Raw genomic sequence first — 1,398 nt, 5'->3', positions numbered from 1 at the left:
CCGTGGAGGCCCGAACCCACTTAGGTTGAAGACTGAGGGGATGAGTTGTGGGTAGGGGTGAAAGGCCAATCAAACTCCGTGATAGCTGGTTCTCCCCGAAATGCATTTAGGTGCAGCGTCGCGTGTTTCTTGTTGGAGGTAGAGCTACTGGATGGCCGATGGGCCCTACTAGGTTACTGACGTCAGCCAAACTCCGAATGCCAATAAGTTAGAGCGCGGCAGTGAGACGGCGGGGGAGAAGCTCCGTACGTCGAGAGGGAAACAGCCCAGATCGCCGGCTAAGGCCCCTAAGCGTGTACTAAGTGGAAAAGGATGTGCAGTCGCATAGACAACCAGGAGGTTGGCTTAGAAGCAGCCACCCTTGAAAGAGTGCGTAATAGCTCACTGGTCAAGTGATTGTGCGCCGACAATGTAGCGGGGCTCAAGTACACCGCCGAAGCCGCGGCATTCATGCAATACATTCCCTTCGGGGCAGTGGCATGGATGGGTAGGGGAGCGTCCTGCACCCAGCGAAGCTGCGAAGTAATTCAGCAGTGGAGGGTGCGGGAGTGAGAATGCAGGCATGAGTAGCGACAGGCAAGTGAGAAACTTGCCCGCCGAATGACCAAGGGTTCCTGGGCCAGGCTAGTCCTCCCAGGGTAAGTCGGGACCTAAGGCGAGGCCGACAGGCGTAGTCGATGGACAACGGGTTGATATTCCCGTACCCGTGTGTGCGCGCCCATGATGAATCATCGGTACTAACCACCCAAAAGGTTCTAGATCAATCTCTTCGGAGTGCGACGTGAACCCGCTGCGTGGGACCTTCGGTGGTAGTAGTCAAGCGATGGGGTGACGCAGGAAGGTAGCTGTACCGGTTAGTGGTTATACCGGAGCAAGCCCGTAGGGCGACATCTAGGCAAATCCGGATGTCACAAGCCTGAGAGGTGACGCATAGCCGATTGAGGCGAATTCAGTGATCCTATGCTGCCAAGAAAAGCCTCTAGTGAGTTCACACACGGCCCGTACCCCAAACCAACACAGGTGGTCAGGTAGAGAATACTAAGGCGTACGAGATAACTATGGTTAAGGAACTCGGCAAAATACCCCCGTAACTTCGGGAGAAGGGGGACCTCGCTTGGTGATCGGACTTGCTCCGTGAGCTGAACGAGGTCGCAGAGACCAGTGAGAAGCGACTGTTTACTAAAAACACAGGTCCGTGCGAAGTCGCAAGACGATGTATACGGACTGACGCCTGCCCGGTGCTGGAAGGTTAAGAGGACCCGTTAACCCTTGGGTGAAGCGGAGAATTTAAGCCCCAGTAAACGGCGGTGGTAACTATAACCATCCTAAGGTAGCGAAATTCCTTGTCGGGTAAGTTCCGACCTGCACGAATGGCGTAACGACTTCTCAACTGTCTCA

The 1,398-nt window shown here is 55.0% G+C and carries 1 rRNA gene; it reads left to right on the top strand.

What is annotated here, in order from left to right:
• Positions 1-1,398 (top strand): 23S ribosomal RNA (locus ACREB4_RS21265); the annotation flags it as partial.

The sequence above is a fragment of the Aquabacterium sp. genome, assembly GCF_050725395.1.
Taxonomy (GTDB): domain Bacteria; phylum Pseudomonadota; class Gammaproteobacteria; order Burkholderiales; family Burkholderiaceae_C; genus Aquabacterium.
This window is presented reverse-complemented; position numbering and strand designations above follow the sequence as displayed.